Origin of the sequence: Candidatus Dedyshia acidiphila (genome assembly GCF_051025295.1) — a bacterium.
Classification (GTDB): domain Bacteria; phylum Acidobacteriota; class Terriglobia; order Terriglobales; family Acidobacteriaceae; genus KBS-83.
This window is the reverse complement of sequence record NZ_JBMGJV010000033.1, coordinates 35,539-49,916: the sequence shown is the minus strand read 5'-3', so window position 1 is coordinate 49,916 and position 14,378 is coordinate 35,539. Positions and strand designations below refer to the sequence as shown.

Below are 14,378 nucleotides of genomic sequence, written 5' to 3'. Positions count from 1 at the left end.
CCGAGGTACGCCGGCGGCGAGCCCTGCACCCATGTCGACGGGTACTCGAACCGAAGTCCTTCCAACTTGTCGCGATACGTCTGCAACGGTCGGTCGCAGACAGGTTCGCGTTCGCTTTTCCGGCCAGGCTCCGTTGCGTGGCACGAGAGAATGCCCAGAAGCAAAGTGGCGACACTCGCGAAACGGTAAAGCTCTGTCAGCATAATGTCGCTCGCTTGCCAGGATTGTGAGTAGGGTCAGCCTCGGCGCCGACCAAACGTTCCGAGACCGACGTTGAGCGCATATGACGCGCCTCGGTCTATTCGGAGCGCAATGCCTCGATCGGCTCAATGCTCGATGCACGCACCGCTGGCGGCAAGCTGGCCACCGCTGCCATTGCCAGCAGCAACAGACCTCCAGCCAAAAATGTAATCTCATCCACCGGCCTGGTCTCGAACAGAGAAGACTCTGAACAGAATGAGTCAGTGCTGGAGCGGAAAGCAGGCCGGTGGCTAGCCCGATAGCTGCGAGACTCAGCCCGCGTCGCAGGACCAGCCAGAGTATCTGCCCACGCTGCGCGCCAAGCGCAAATCGCAGTCCCAGTTCCGAAGTGCGCTCAAAGACCTGGTAGCTCAAGGACGCATAAAGACCCATGGCTGTCAACAGCACCGCAACGATCGCGAAGCCGGTGATCAGGATGACCTGGAAACGCCTAAGAGCATTCGTGCGTTCGATCAGGCCGTCGTAAGCCAAGAAATTGAACACCGGAACAGCAGGATCGAGTTGGGACACAATCCGTCGAACGCTTCCATCCAGCGTCAACGGATCTCCACTGACCCGCACCGCGAATACCGGCGCCCCGATATCCTTCTGCAGCAGAGAGATGTAGTACTCGGGCGACGCGCTCTCGGTAAGATCCCGCCGCTTGACATTGCCGACGACCCCGACGATCTGCCACACGGGCTGCTTGTCTTCCCCTCTCAAGAACAGCGAGCCGATTTGCTTGCCCAAGACTTCCTGGCTCGGGAAGAACTGGCGAGCGAACGCCTCGTTGACGGTGACGGCCTTTGGTCCGTTCGGCAACTGCTCGGATTACGTGAAGAGACGACCTTTGAGGATCGTAATACGCATGACGTGGAAGAAGTCCGGGCCGACGATGCTGAGCCGCGCGACAGACGTCTCCCCCGGTGGAAGCGGTCGTCCACACGTTGCACACACCGAGCCAACCGACTGATCTCGTTCGATCAGTATTCGAAATCGGGCAAGTTGAAGTTGCGATCCAGACGCACTTGCGGCTTGGGGGACGATGCGAAGCAGAGGTTCCCATGGATCCTCGTAAATCGGACGGCTTGAAGCAGCGAGTCCACCGGGACATCGCATCCCGACCGGTTGAATAGTGTCTCACCCTTGGCACCAACTTGAAACATGGCTCGGAATCGCACGCAAAGGCTTTGCCGCACCAAGCGACACACGCCGACCTCTTCAGGAGACATACAGCCTCCATCAGTAGGCTTCTCGCATGCAGAGACTGGCTGCGAAGCGAAGCTACTATCAGTAGGGCTTCGGAATCTGTGACTCAGTTCCTGCCGATCGTAGTCCGAACCCTTGCTGTTCCGGAGCCAAGTCGCGATGAGAAGTCCTAAGTGGATGCCTGGATTCCTTTTCCTTTGCAGCACGGTGATGCTACACGCCCAGAGTTTGCCAGAGAAGACGCTGCTGGCGAAAGGCACAGTTGGCGATCGACACGCCCAGCGCAGACTCGGTGACCTCTACTTCCACGGTGAAGGAGCGAGCCGTGACCTTGTGGCGGCGTTCAGCTGGTACCTGAAAGCTGCCCAAAGCGGCGATCCGGAAGCTCAATCTCAATTGGGCTACATGGCGCAGCGAGGGCTCGGGATGCAACCGAGCCTCGACGAAGCGGTGAAGTGGTACACGCGTGCGACTGCTTCCGGATCGGTGACCGGCGAGTTCAATCTAGGGGTCCTTTACATGAACGGGACTGGTGTCAGCCAGGACTTGTTGATTGGACGGTCTCTCATTGCTGGTGCCGCGAAAAAGGGCTCTTCATTCGCCACTGTGTATCTTGGCGACATGTATCTCTGCGGCACTGGAGTGCAGAAAGACGAGAAGATGGCCGAACGCCTCTTTAAGATTGCCGCGCGAGCACACAACAGCATTGCTACGCATAATCTGGGATGGCTCGCGGCTTCGCAGCCCGGTGATTCCCACCACCTCGTGAAGGCAGCCAAACTATTCCGCACATCTATACGCGAGGGTTACAGTCCCGCCGCTCACTCGCTCGGTCTGCTTCTGCTGAACCATCCTGAGCTTGCAAACTATCCCTCCGAAGGACGCGAGCTTCTCCAGAGTTCTGCGGAGCTCGGGTACTGGAAATCAGCGCTGGCGCTCGGCTCCTTGTATCAGGACGGCACGGGCACGCCCCGAGATGTGTCGCTGGCATACTTCTGGTTCGAAGTCGCACATTTCGAAGCTTCGGAGAAGGCCGACAAGCTGCTGCGAGCCTCGTTGCCTCTCGTCGAGTCGCAACTTTCGCTGGAGGAGCGGTCGACTGTCCTCGCTCGAGCCAGAGTCTGGTCCAGCAGCCACCCTCTTCGCCTCACCGTGCGAGTGTCCGCGGCCCACAACCCCTCGTTTGCGGTTCCCCTTTCGCCGGAGGCGGTGAACTGAGCAGTGAGATAAGCTTGCAGACGTCGCTGGAATGCGTATGCCGACGTTCGAGTGCATGAGCCCAAACAGTTCCTCGCCATCTCTGCAGGCGCCAGCAATGGCCCCGTTCGCACATCTCGTCGCCTGGTAGTACAGCATGATCTCGGAGTGGGCACCATAGGTTGGAGCACACTCGCGCGACCTCTCCCTTTGGGGCGCGAGCAACATCGTCAACCTGCACGTCTCGACGCGTCTCAGGATCGAACTACTTCTGCACGGCGGGTAACCTGGCTCTTGTTAGACGGCGCCAAAGAACGTTCCATGTAAGCGGAACCGGAGGCTGATGAACGTGAGTCTCGCCGCGCCGGCGGCGTACCTCGAGAGACATGCTGCGCTCGCCCAGATGCATCGCCCAGTGGTGATTTGCATGGAAGAGCGGCCAGACGATCCATTCGCAGCGTTTCAAGATCTGTCGGCCGACCTCCACCTGCCAAGCGAGACGGCGCAGCCTCCCTTCTCCGGGTAGGCCGTCCACACGCCGGTGCCGTTCAGATCGCCGCAGACTTGGACCATGAAGCCGTGCTGTTCGGGCAGGATGTCCGTCACGGCGATGCGCCAGCGGAGCGTGTACGGCAGGAAGCCTCGCGCAAGCACATCGGCGGTCCGCCCCACTCCTCTGTCATCGCCGAGGCTGGTGCGTTTGATCCAGATGAAAGCGCTCGGCCACCACATCGGCAGCAGGGCTTCGTCGCTCAGGATGGTCAGAACTTCTATCGGCGTCGCCGGAATATGCCAGGTGGAAAAGAAGTTGTACTTGCGGCCCATGGTCCCTTGATTTGCCCGATACTTTGTGTAAGCTTCGCTAGAAAGGTAATGTGCTGTCTGCTCGATCTGGTTCCGCTTCCCACAAGCGCAGGCGATCTTCAGGCAAGACGCCACTGTTCCGGCGTCGTGGCGTCCGACGGTGACGACTTGCAGATGCAGCGCCGGCGACGAATTCGAGGCGGTAGAACAACTCCTCGAAAAGTCCAGCTCGCGGGTAGCGCGGCCATCCTAGTTCAGGGTAGTTTGCCCGCGCAGACGTGATGTCAATTTTCGCGTGTCTTCATCTCGAGCAGGAGGAGCGGCAGACCAACCAGGCTGAGCGAGTACGCGATGATTCCAAGCATGGCGAACAAGACCACAACCTGGTACCTGTGGTCTCGCCGCTTGAGATGGTGAAAGGTATGGAGTCGGAAGTGGTGCTCTTTCTGGCTCTCTTCACATGTCTGCAAAATCACAGGGGCCTCTCATCACTTGTGTTGCTCTGTTGCTAGTCAGTCTCGGTGCAGAGTCGGGCCAGATTCGGCGGTGCTGCTGGTTCTGCGGTCAGGAACAGAAGCAGAGCGCTCGAACTACGTCGGATAGACGAGCCCGTGCTTCTGACAGAGCACCCAAATGCTCTCGGGCTGGAACTCGATGCTGAAGCGCTGCGGCAGGTCGGAGTCTGCAAGAACAACTCCCGGGTTGGACGCGCCCAGAGTCAGCATCCGCTCACCAAGCTCGTCAAAGAACCGTTCAAAGCCGCCTGGAGAGATGATCTCGAGCACGCGGCATGGTGTGTCACCCGCATTCCAAAAGGTATGCCATTGGTGCCGTGGTTTGAACACGAAGTCGCCGGCTTCGGCGATGACGACGTCTTCGCCTAGCTGCGCGCCCATACGACCTTCCAGGATGTAGCTGTACTCGTCCTCATGCGTGTGTCGATGCAGGGGAGCGACGAGGGTGCGTGGCGGAATGGGATGTTCGACCAGTGAGAACGTCCGGCCGGATTCCTCACCCCAGACCATGAACCGCACGCCGAGGGATCGCAGGTCGATGGTCTTACCATCTTTGGGTGAAATAATGCGAGGTCCTTTTGAACCATCGAATCGTGCTGGTCGAGTGGGGACCGGTTCGGATGAGATCGTGCTTCGCTTGTGGGTCATTCAAAAGCCTCCAATGGCGGTGACAGGTGAGCGCACATGGCGTATGTGCGCTCATGTGCAGAACGAGGAGAGACGCAATGCAGCGTCCGCTCCGGAGATCGCTGACTAGGGTTGAAGTAGGCTCACGAAAGACAAGGGCTGCGAGGAACCTCAGGGATGTACTGAGAAAACCTCACTCGGAGCGCAGTGCTTCTGTCGGCTCAATGCTCGTGGCACGCACCGCCGGCAACACGCTTGCTATCGTTGCAATCGCGAGCAGCACCGCTGCGGCTACGACATACGTGATCGTGTCCACGGGCGCTGTTTCGTACAGCAGCCCGCGGGCAAGGTGGGTGAGTGCCGGGGCCGCCGCGACGCCCACGAGTAGGCCGCCTCCTGCGAGCGTAAGCCCACGCCGCAGAACGAGGCCAAGGATCTGGTTGCGCTGTGCGCCGAGCGCGAAACGCAGCCCCAGTTCAGTCGTGCGCTCGACGACTTGGTGACTCAAGGACGCGTACAGGCCCATGGCCGCCAGCAGCACGGCGAGGATGGCGAATCCAGTCATCAGGATCGCTTGGAAGCGTCGGAGGGCGTTACTTCTCTCGACCAAACCGTCATAGGTAAGCAGGTCAAAGACCGGAACGGCGGGATCAAGCTGCGCCACGGCGCGCCGAATCGTATCCTCGAGGCTCGCCGCATCCCCACTCGTGCGGATCGCAAAGATTGGCGCACCGATATCGTTTTGCGCGAGCGAAATGTAGTACTCAGGGGTGGCAGCTTCGGTCAGATCCCGCCGCTTCACATCGCCGACAACCCCAACCACCTGCCATTCCAGCCGTTCATCGCTGGTGGAGACGTAGAGCGAACCGATCCTCTTGCCCAGCACGTCTTGTCCCGGGAAGTACTGCCGAACGAAGGCTTCGTTCAGCAGGACCGCCTTGGGCCCGGTAGGTTGCTCCTCAGGTCCAGTAAACAGGCGCCCCTTCTTGAGAGGGATGCGCATGGTGCTGAAGTAATCGGGACCCACGATGCTCAGTCGTGCGACCGACGCCTCTCCCGGCGGCAGCGGCCGCCCCGGTATATCGAAACCTGTGCGCATGTTCCCGCCTACGAGAGGCAGCGGATAGCCGAACGTTGCGTCCGTCACCCCGGGCAGGGTGCGAAGTTGCATCCGGAGTTGCTCGCTAAATCGGGCCACGTGCTCTGGGGTGAAATGAGCGGTGGGTACTGCCACGCGGAAGGTGAGCACACCTTGCGGCTGGAAGCCCGGGTCGGTGTGCAGCACGCGCTCGAAACTCCGCAGCAACAGTCCGCAGCCAATCAACAGGAGCAAGCTCAGCGCGGTTTCGCCCACGATGAGCGCACCGTGCAACCGATGCCGCGCCTTGCCCACAGTGCTGCCGCCTCGGGTCCCGCTCAGAACGGTCGCCGGCTCCTGTTCCGACGCTCTCCAGGCCGGGTAGACGCCGAAGAGCAATCCCGTGATTAGGGAGACGGTCAGCCCAAACAACAGCACACGCCAGTCGAGGGAAAGGGCTGAGGCGCGTGACAGCGACGCAGGCAGGTAGTGAGGAGCTACCGCGAGAGCAAGCGCCGCAAGGGTGAGGCCCACCAAACCCGATGCGAGCGAGAGGGAGAGCGCCTCATACACAAGTTGCCGCATCAGCGCCCAGCGTCCGGCACCAAGCGCCGCACGTATAGCCAGTTCCCCGCCCCGGGCGACCGAGCGCGTCAGCATCAGTCCTGCGACGTTGACACAAGCGATCAACAGCAGCAATCCGACAGCTGCGAGCAGCATGCGAAGCGGCGCTTTGACGTCGCCGGTGAGGCTCTGGGCGAGAGGAACGAGAGCGATGCCTTCGTTCTGCGCGTCCGTGTTCGGGAACTGAGCGTTCAGCGATAGCTGGATACGCGTGAGCTCTGCGGCCGCCGACTGCGCACTAACTCCGGGAGCGAGGCGAGCTATAGCTTGGAGCGTATGCTCGCCGCGGCGCAGGGTGAGCGGATTCTTCCCCTCAGCATCCGTCGCTTCCGTGACCCAGAATTGGGACTCGTCCTGACCCGGGAAGACGAACCCGGCCGGCAACACACCAATGACCGTGTAGCTCTCGTTGTCCATCTGCACAGTGCGGCCGAGACAATGCGGATCGCGGTTCAGCTCGCTCCGCCAAAGCTTGTCCGTAAGAATGACCGAACGATTCCCCGCAAGCTCGTCGGTGCGTGTGAAGTCTCTACCGAGCTGCATAGGAATGCCGAGCACGTTGGCCATCCCGGAGGAGAGCATCGTCCCGCTGATCCGACGCAGAGCCTGCCCTGCTCTGCCAAACGTTACGTTCTTCGTCTTGTACGCGGAGATCGCACTTAGCTTCTGGTCCGAACTGCGTATGTCGAAGAAGTCTGGCCATGACGCGAAGTGGTCGCCGGAGGGATGGCTTCCGCGAATCATTGTGTTCACCGAATAGACCCGCTCAGGGTGATCGTACGGCAGCGGGCGCAGAAGAACCGCGTCCACCAGTGCGAAGATCACAATGCTGGCGGCGATGCCGATGCCAAGCGTCAACAGAGCGATCAGGCTCGACACACGCTGCTTCTTGAACTGCCGCAATGCGAATCGGAGATCAGAGTTAATTTGCATACCGGGGTTCCGCTTCTCTCCGAGGTGAGTTCAGGACGCTTTCGACGAAACTCGTCCGCTGTCCACTCTCTCCTGTCCTTATGCACGACGACAGCCAAGTCCAACCCAGCCAGCAGCTCGCTCATTCTGCGAGAGTTCAAGCACTTGTGAGCCCGTTCAAGGTGTCCGCTTTCCCAAGGCGGTGTCCAGAAGCGAACATCCCCACCGGACGCTTGACCTCATCACCGTCCAGCTGCAGCCCCTGACACCACTGCGGATTTGTCTGACTACGGCAGCTTGGTCCAGAGCGTGTCGCTGGTTACATAACGCACGACGAATCCCGTCACTCTGGCCTCACCATCTCGCTGAAGAACGATCCGTACGCGAGGTCTCCCGGGCGTAAAGAGCGTGTCACGTGTCTCGGCCTTCCACTCAATGGGAGACCCGCCTTCCTGCTGTGACACGATGCGACTTCCCTCGCGCCGAAGGCTACGCAGCGTAGGGCCATGCCGGTAAGTGCCAACGAACTCGTCTATTTGTCCCGTGCTCAGCGAAACGGCAGGCGGGTCACTCAGCTTGTTGGTGATAGTGAGTGAGCGGATCTTCCATCTTCCCGCAAGCTTTTGCCATGTTTCGCTGAAAACGTACCTCACATTGCTTTCGTCAGTGTCTTCATGCCGCACAATCGTGGTGTCGCCTATGCGCTTGATCCCGTAGGTCTGAATCGTCAGCGGTTTAGTGCTCATGGGCGCCAAATCCCGCAGGAACTCGGGAAGTGGGGTCACGCCACCTTCTTCGTCGAGGTAAAAGAAGTCAGACGCAGCGAGATCGCGCCACGCTTGGCGGTCCGCTGTGTGAACGGCTCTCAGAAGGACCACATCCTTCTTCTCGAGGTCGGCCGCGAGGGCCGCATCCTGAACCGCTGTCTGAGCAGACGCTCGCGGGACCGCAGCAAGGACGGCGAGTCCGGCCAGCAAGCCACAGCGAAGAACCGAGCGGAATGAGCGGGCTAGACTGCGAGCTCCCTTCTGCAGCAGCCGAGCCTCACTCACCGGCATATTCAAGCGACGGACACCAACCGGTTGCTTCTGTTCTCCCATGCGTAAGGCTGGAAGGGTGCCTCTAGCGGGGGGCTCGCCAACGTGGCGGCGTAATTCGTAATGGTCGAGGCCGACACGATGGCGATCACCTCCAACACCTGTTCATGAGTGAAGCCTGCCGCAAGGAACTGCTTCAACTCGTCCTCGCTCAGGTGACCTCTCTTTTCGATCAGGCTCTCGGCAACAGTTGCGAGCGCGGCGAAGCGCTTGTCCGCCGGTTTGCGGCCTGCGCGAATGGCATCTGTCTCGCTGGCGTCGACACCCCGGCCGTGCGCCAGAGCCGTGTGGAAGGCTACCGCATATTCGCTCTTGTTTGTGACTGCATCTGTCAGAAGAACGATCTGGATTTCAGGCTCCTTCAGGCTGCTGCTATGCACCTGCTGGAACACTCCGACGAGCGCGCTGATCAGCTTCGGCGAGTTCGCGATGACGCCAGCTATGTTCGGAATCACTCCGAACGCCTTCTGCAACTCTTCGAGTGCGTGCTTTGAGCCTTCTGGTGCCGAGGTGATGGTTTGGACCGGATAGTTGGACATCCTTTCCTCCTTTATTGCGGAACTTCTAGGATCAATATGCGCCGCTGGTTCAACACCTACAATTACGCGCGAGGTAATATCCTGCTCCGTCTGTGCATACTCGCAGAGGATGCGCCCTAGTACGAGAACGCCTCGTCCTCGACCGGGATCGTCAGGCACTCGTCGATGCCGTTGGCGTCGGCGAAGGCCCGCAACTCATCGCGCTTCAACACGCAGTGATTCAGAGCCTCCATATGCACCGCAATCAGCGAGGCACCGGGCACGGCCTCGTGGACCTTCTTCACATCACCCTTACCCATCAGGATGGAACCTAAGCCCGGCAGTCGCGCATCTCCCGTGTTCAGGACCACCACCTCCGGCATATAAGACGCGAGATTGCTGGCCACCTGTTCATTCCACACCGTGTCTCCGGCGACGTATAGGGTCTTTTCTCCAGCATGGCGGAAGACCACGCCGCAGACATCGCCCAGGACATTGTGAGCGGCCGCAAGTGCTGCATCACTACCGTGCTGGCCTGGCACCTTGGTCATCGAGATACCTAGAAAAGGCGCCGCACCCGTCAGGACACGAACATCCGCAAAGTTTTGCGAGCGGATGAGTGCGGCATCCGTTTCGTGCTGCACGAAGATGGGCAGATGCTTAGGAAGGAGTTGAGTGGCGGCAACGTCCCAATGATCGGAGTGCGTGTGGGTGACGATCACGGCGTCTACGGAAACAATCTGTTCTATGGGTGTCTGGAGAGCAACCCTGGGATTGCGGATCTCTCGATCGCTTCCGAAGCCAGGGTAGGCCTCCTTCTCGGCCAGATACGGGTCGATGAGCAAGCGAACGCCACCGTAGTTCACGAGCATGGTGGCATTCCGTATGAAATGTACGTCCATTGATTACCTCATCAGTGAAGCGATGGCCGGCTGGGAAGGATAGCCCCAAGAGAACGCCACTCCTGCCCAGCCCTCCAGTCGAGATAGAGACGACTGCCGAGCCGTCAATCCTTGTGCGAGCTGGCGACCAGAGCCTTAACCGCAGTGACCAATTCGGTCGTTCCCTTCGCGGTTTCCGTTCCTGCAACTCCGAAGTGGATCCAGCCGCAGTTCAGGCCGTCCACCATCTCCAGATAGGCGCCCGATCGATTCGCCGGCATTCCGTTCTGCTCGAGAGTCTGCACCCACTGGTCTCGGGGAACGGCGACCGCCTGAATGGGACGACCTAGGCCTACTTCAAGCGCGGCAGCGGCATCGAGGCTTGAGTACGTCGAGGGACCGGCGATCTCAATGATGCGCGTTCCTTGCCAGTGCTGAACCAGTGTCTCGCCACCGACTCTGCCCACGTCCTTCGTGGCTACCATGTCATACGGACGCTCGAGCGGCTGGTAGAAGGAATAGTAGTTGCCGGTGGCTTGGGCGGTGGAAAGACTGTAGATGATATTTTCAATGAACCAAGCCGGACGCAACACCGCAGTCGGAATGCCGGTGCCCGCCAGCTGCTGCTCGAGGATGCGATTGGGAGTGATCAGACCAAGGCCCTCGCTCTGTTCGCTGCCCCAGGAGGAGAGCGCTACGACTTTGGGCGGCTGAGCGGCAACTAGCCCCTTCCGAATCGCCGCCGCGCGGGCCACACTATCCGGAAAGCCTGGTTCTGGGAGCATATTTGGCGGGATCATCACAAAGACGCCCTCAACTCCGGAGAAGGCGCTGCTCAGATCGGCGTCCCACTCGGATGTGACGATCTCTACTCCCTTCGCCTGCCAATCCCGTGCCTTTGCCGCGTCACGCACGATGCCACGGACCTTCTTGCCACGCTCAAGCAGAGTCTGTGCGACGGCTCCACCTACCTTGCCGGTAATCCCCATGATGGCGAACATTGTGTCTCCTTCTTGTTGGTACGAGTTGATCGGTGATGCGAGCCCGACCCGATTCAGAACGCAGCAAACAGCTCGCCCTTCCAACCGCGTCGCTTATCTCGCGAAGACGGAAATGTGTGCAGCTAACGAGCATAGATAGCGTTCGAGTCTGGCTCTTGCCAGCCCCGGCCCTGGTACTCCAACCTGTAGGCAGTGCGTTCGGCCGCCTCCCTGCCGAAGTAGCGCTCGACCACCCTGATCGCAAGATCGATACCTGATGACAGACCCCCCGCGGTGGCCAGGTTGCCGTCCTCCACATACCGAGCGCCGCGCTTCAGACGTATGTCCGGAAATCGTGATTCAAACCTGTCATACGCGTCATGGAAGGTCGTGGCCGACCGGCCGGATAGCAGACCTGTTTCGGCGAGCAGAAAGGCCCCGGTGCAAACCGACATGGTCACGTCAGTCGTACGGGTGACCGCCCGTATCCAGTCCAACATCACGGCGCTCGGTTCACTCTGCGCGGGAATGACGACTACTTTCGGAGCGGGTGCGTTGTCGAACGTATAGCTAGGGACGATCGTCATGCCTCCGCGGGCCGTGATCGCTTCCAGAGTCTCAGCGACCGTATAGGTCTGGAAGATTGCTCCGTTGCGCCCGAAGAGGTCCGCAGAGCGGAAGACCTCCCAGGGACCGCCGAAATCCATGATCACTGCATCAGCAGAGATTGGAAACGCGACCGGTATCCTGGCATGTTCGGGTGGGCGAAGAGGATTCGGGACGCTGCGGAAACTATCCTGATGTGATTGTCTGTTGCTCATTGGCTTGACCAATCCCTCCTCTGCAGAGCCACGTTTGCTGCCTCAGCAGCTCGTGCGCTTTGCTCTTCTATCTGCCTTGAGCATGAACCCTTCGTGTTGTGTCGTAAAGGACGTATATCCCTCGCTTTCCGCCAAAATGAGGAGAACTACGAACTCCCTCCTGCTCTTCAGGCCTATAGGAACTCGTCTGTACTACTGACCGCCTGGCAGGCGGTCCCGGTCCCCGTGATCTGCCGCAGGTAGCGCCGGAATCTGATCGCAATTGTTCCGCGCTTGACCAGCGCGAGAGCGCCTGAACGAGCCGTTGTCCGTCCAGCATCTTGCAGAAGTCGCTCACGTGAGCACACGTGAGTTAGGGAGGCTCTTTAGGCTGAGCCGGTGAGAATGCCGGCCAAGGCGTCAATCGGCAGCGAGACGAAACGCGGCGAGAACAGATCGAGAACGGGACAGATTCCGCCGAGAGCATCGCGGACGCAATTGCTTTGTCGCAATGGAGGACGCATGCAGCGCGCCTGCGCCTCTAGAGGGAGCCTCAGTAAGCGCTCCGTCGTAGCACACGCCGCAGCTGTGCGTTGCGCATTTTGACACTGCGCCGCGAAGAGTGCGCCTACATGCGCTGCAAATGAACCGCTCGCGATTGCGGGCGTGGATAGTCTCTTGTCTCTGTTGGCGCTTCTAAGAGCCAAGCTGGTAGACGTTCGAGAAGAAGACGTTCTTTGGGTCGTACTTCTTCTTCACTGCCTGCAGTCGCACACGAGAAGGCTCGTAGAAATCTGATGCCCTCGCCCTTTCTTCAGGACCGAGCACGTTGGTGTAGCCGCCGGGCAGCGCAAGTGGAGACAGCCTCTCTAGAATGTCGTCGAACCATTCTCGTGCCCGCATTCCTTCAGTCTCGCCGTTCCAACCCGCAATGACTTCCACCAAGTAATGTGGCTTGCGGAGCGGGTAGGCCGCGCTTTCGAGCGGGAGATCGCTGGCCTTTCCGTGGAAGTCGTGCAGCAGTAGAACACAGCCACGGGTTGGAGCGGCATGTGCACCTTGCACGAGAAGGACGATCGCTTCTTCGCTCAGAGTCTCGCAAAAGCGTGCGCTCACGCGATAGTTCTGGCTGGAGGACCACGCCTTCTCCGCTTCCCGGTCGAAGATGTCCTTGTAGGGAGACCACCGACGTCTTACCACCCTCGCGCCATCCAATGTGCAGAGCCTCTCAAAGAGGTCCTCCCCCATGTGTGACTCGCCACTGAGCAGGGGCTGAACAAACACACCTTTACTCCCGTCATGCAGCGTGACGAGACCGGAGAGCACGCTCAGTTCTGCGGGAGCCGCTGCAATGATCTCGTCAAGGTTGAGATAGACGGCCTTTGCAACAGATATTGGAAACAGGATGGTCGCTGACTGGACCTTCGATACAGCGAAGAGCTCCAGCTCCATGGCTGTCACCACGCCGTAGTTTCCACCTCCTCCGCGAAGCGCCCATAGCAACTCAGGATGTTCGTGCGCGTTTGCCGTGACCACACTGCCGCCTGCCAGTACAATCTCCGCACTTAATAAGGTGTCACACGCCAGGCCGAAGCGGCTGTTGAGTGGGCCATAGCCGCCGCCAAGTGTCAGCCCTGCATATCCGACACTTGTCACCGCTCCCGTGACGCACGCCAGATCTTGAGGGAGTTCCAGCAGCACATCATTGATGCGACTGCCGCCGCCGAAGGTAACACTTCGTTTTTCGCCGTCGACATGAACGTGCGACATTCGACGTAAGTCCACTACGATCCCGTCTGGGACCACAGCCAAGCCGGCCCAATGACTGCCGCCGCCGAGAACGGACAACGGAACCGCATGATGGGTCGCAATCTGAACCGCGCGTTGAACATCTGCGGTGCTCGTGCAGCTAACGATCGCTAGAGGCCTGTTGAGACAGGCCGGATTCCAGAGCGCCGCGTGTGCGGCCTGGGCTGCCTCCTCGGCAGTCTTCAGTCGTTTGCCGAACGCGTTTGCCAAAGCCTGCAGGACAGAACTGTGCTTCATATGACTACCCCTAGGGTCAGAAACCTTCTCACTGGAATGCTGCAGAACGAGCGAGTCGTGACAGAAAGGGGTCCGTTCGCCTTCTGGACTCTCCTACATTTCAACTGTATGCCCGTGATTTTGCAGAGCTACCGCAGTGAAATGTGAAAGACGCTTTGAGCTAGGATCGCCCGAGGTGTCGGTCAGCTCAGGGACTTCGAAGTCTCTAAAGATCAACTCGTGTTGATAGGTAGAAACAGAGAGGAACTTCGCAGAGCCAGTGGAATTATTGAAGAACGTATGCGCCGCGTTGGGAGAAATCACGACGGTGTCCCCGGCGCGGCAAGACACCCATTCGAGCTTGCACTCTGCAGTGAGACGAGCGACGTCGAGATCTCCACTCAGGACGTAGTAGATCTCCGGATAGGGATGCTCGTGCAGAGGAACGCGCTTGCCGGGTTCCAGAGTCATTTCGTACATCGAAATCTGAAAGCCGGTATCGGCGCCGCGGGCTTTCCAAGTAAATCCAACTCCGCCAAGCTGAACATCCTGTCCTTCACCTGAACCCACTTTGGTCACACGACTGCCTGCGACTCTTTCTCGATCGTCGGGATGTCTCAAGTTCTTCCACCACCTTTGTCGTTGTTGGGCACATAGTCTGCTTTCCGACTGAGAAGCTGGCAAGATCCATGCTTCACATGCCTAACATCGGACAAGTTGAGACGAGCGGCAATTACCTAGCGGGTAATCTAACGCTGCGTCCGACGTCGGTACACGACCGGTCGCGCGCTTTGTGATGAAGTCGCTCGATCGTGCATGGGCCCGGCGAGCGCAGGCTTGATCCCCCTTGGAGAGGTGGGCAGATGCCGAC

General features: G+C 59.5%; 12 protein-coding genes. 1 reads left to right on the top strand and 11 read right to left on the bottom strand.

The features are described from left to right. On the bottom strand, window positions 1-744 hold a 744-nt coding region (locus AC5IJH_RS13615; protein WP_491903371.1), incomplete at its 3' end, for an FtsX-like permease family protein. A 915-nt stretch (window positions 745-1,659) separates the two neighbouring features. On the opposite strand from AC5IJH_RS13615, the gene AC5IJH_RS13610 reads away from it, so the two are divergent. Beyond that, entirely contained in the window at window positions 1,660-2,667 is a 1,008-nt protein-coding gene (locus tag AC5IJH_RS13610) for a tetratricopeptide repeat protein (RefSeq protein WP_491903370.1), read from the top strand. Window positions 2,668-3,108: 441 nt separating this feature from the next. On the opposite strand, the gene AC5IJH_RS13605 is transcribed toward AC5IJH_RS13610, so the two are convergent. From AC5IJH_RS13605 to AC5IJH_RS13560, 10 genes are all read right to left on the bottom strand, one after another. Beyond that, window positions 3,109-3,471: an SRPBCC family protein gene (locus AC5IJH_RS13605; RefSeq protein ID WP_491903361.1), complete on the bottom strand. Its 363-nt coding sequence runs from the start codon at window positions 3,469-3,471 to the stop codon at window positions 3,109-3,111. 569 nt (window positions 3,472-4,040) lie between these two features. Beyond that, complete coding sequence (locus AC5IJH_RS13600; RefSeq protein WP_491903369.1) at window positions 4,041-4,475, bottom strand: cupin domain-containing protein; 435 nt, start codon at window positions 4,473-4,475, stop codon at window positions 4,041-4,043. Between the two features lie 310 nt (window positions 4,476-4,785). Continuing rightward, the gene (locus tag AC5IJH_RS13595; protein ID WP_491903360.1) at window positions 4,786-7,227 is read right to left on the bottom strand and encodes an ABC transporter permease; all 2,442 of its coding nucleotides are present in this window, start codon (window positions 7,225-7,227) and stop codon (window positions 4,786-4,788) included. A 266-nt stretch (window positions 7,228-7,493) separates the two neighbouring features. After that, window positions 7,494-8,258 (bottom strand): nuclear transport factor 2 family protein, encoded by a 765-nt coding sequence (locus AC5IJH_RS13590; RefSeq protein WP_491903359.1) that lies wholly within the window; start codon window positions 8,256-8,258, stop codon window positions 7,494-7,496. 8 nt (window positions 8,259-8,266) lie between these two features. Further along, window positions 8,267-8,842, bottom strand: a complete 576-nt coding sequence (locus AC5IJH_RS13585) for a carboxymuconolactone decarboxylase family protein (protein WP_491903358.1) — start codon at window positions 8,840-8,842, stop codon at window positions 8,267-8,269. A gap of 116 nt (window positions 8,843-8,958) precedes the next feature. Next, the gene (locus AC5IJH_RS13580) at window positions 8,959-9,723 is read right to left on the bottom strand and encodes an MBL fold metallo-hydrolase (RefSeq protein ID WP_491903357.1); all 765 of its coding nucleotides are present in this window, start codon (window positions 9,721-9,723) and stop codon (window positions 8,959-8,961) included. 104 nt (window positions 9,724-9,827) lie between these two features. Next, window positions 9,828-10,703 (bottom strand): NmrA family NAD(P)-binding protein, encoded by an 876-nt coding sequence (locus tag AC5IJH_RS13575; RefSeq protein ID WP_491903356.1) that lies wholly within the window; start codon window positions 10,701-10,703, stop codon window positions 9,828-9,830. A 122-nt stretch (window positions 10,704-10,825) separates the two neighbouring features. Next, a complete protein-coding gene (locus AC5IJH_RS13570) occupies window positions 10,826-11,503 on the bottom strand; it encodes a DJ-1/PfpI family protein (RefSeq protein WP_491903355.1) in 678 nt (225 codons plus the stop codon). A 675-nt stretch (window positions 11,504-12,178) separates the two neighbouring features. After that, the gene (locus AC5IJH_RS13565; protein ID WP_491903354.1) at window positions 12,179-13,528 is read right to left on the bottom strand and encodes an FAD-binding oxidoreductase; all 1,350 of its coding nucleotides are present in this window, start codon (window positions 13,526-13,528) and stop codon (window positions 12,179-12,181) included. A 93-nt stretch (window positions 13,529-13,621) separates the two neighbouring features. Beyond that, window positions 13,622-14,086 carry a cupin domain-containing protein gene (locus AC5IJH_RS13560; protein WP_491903353.1) on the bottom strand — a complete coding sequence of 155 codons (465 nt, stop codon included), beginning with the start codon at window positions 14,084-14,086 and terminating at the stop codon, window positions 13,622-13,624. Between the last annotated feature and the right edge of the window lie 292 nt (window positions 14,087-14,378).

Bases quoted from the DNA above. Each gene is read 5' to 3' on its own strand.
- AC5IJH_RS13610 (WP_491903370.1), top strand. From the start codon at position 1,660: ATGCTACACGCCCAGAGTTTGCCAGAGAAGACGCTGCTGGCGAAAGGC.
- AC5IJH_RS13605 (WP_491903361.1), bottom strand. From the start codon at position 3,471: ATGGGCCGCAAGTACAACTTCTTTTCCACCTGGCATATTCCGGCGACG.
- AC5IJH_RS13600 (WP_491903369.1), bottom strand. From the start codon at position 4,475: ATGGTCTGGGGTGAGGAATCCGGCCGGACGTTCTCACTGGTCGAACAT.
- AC5IJH_RS13595 (WP_491903360.1), bottom strand. From the start codon at position 7,227: ATGCAAATTAACTCTGATCTCCGATTCGCATTGCGGCAGTTCAAGAAG.
- AC5IJH_RS13585 (WP_491903358.1), bottom strand. From the start codon at position 8,842: ATGTCCAACTATCCGGTCCAAACCATCACCTCGGCACCAGAAGGCTCA.
- AC5IJH_RS13580 (WP_491903357.1), bottom strand. From the start codon at position 9,723: ATGGACGTACATTTCATACGGAATGCCACCATGCTCGTGAACTACGGT.
- AC5IJH_RS13575 (WP_491903356.1), bottom strand. From the start codon at position 10,703: ATGTTCGCCATCATGGGGATTACCGGCAAGGTAGGTGGAGCCGTCGCA.
- AC5IJH_RS13570 (WP_491903355.1), bottom strand. From the start codon at position 11,503: ATGAGCAACAGACAATCACATCAGGATAGTTTCCGCAGCGTCCCGAAT.
- AC5IJH_RS13565 (WP_491903354.1), bottom strand. From the start codon at position 13,528: ATGAAGCACAGTTCTGTCCTGCAGGCTTTGGCAAACGCGTTCGGCAAA.